The sequence below is a fragment of the Salifodinibacter halophilus genome (genome assembly GCA_012999515.1).
GTDB lineage: Bacteria > Pseudomonadota > Gammaproteobacteria > Nevskiales > Salinisphaeraceae > Salifodinibacter > Salifodinibacter halophilus.
In genome coordinates this window covers 1-246 of sequence record JABEEB010000551.1, presented here as the reverse complement: position 1 = coordinate 246, position 246 = coordinate 1, and the positions used below count along the sequence as shown (strand labels likewise).

The 246-nt window shown below is 68.7% G+C and carries 1 protein-coding gene; it reads left to right on the top strand.

What is annotated here, in order from left to right:
* Positions 1-246: multicopper oxidase family protein (locus tag HKX41_12810; GenBank protein NNC25016.1), on the top strand; the 246-nt coding region annotated here is incomplete at both ends.

The following is a 246-nucleotide window of genomic DNA, read 5'->3' as shown; positions in this document are numbered from 1 at the left end:
CGCACGGCCGCACCGGCGCGCAACTGCAGCGCGGGCTGGCCGGGCTGCTGCTGGTCGAGGACGAAGAAGAACTGGCCCTGCGCCAACGCCTGGGCCTGCGCTGGGGCGAGCGCGACTTGCCGCTGATGATCGCCGACAAACAAGTCGACGCGGGCAACGCCATCGTCTACAAGGACGGCGCCGACGACTGGATCGGCAACCGCGTGCTGGTCAACTGGACGCCGGAGCCTTATCTCGACGTGATCC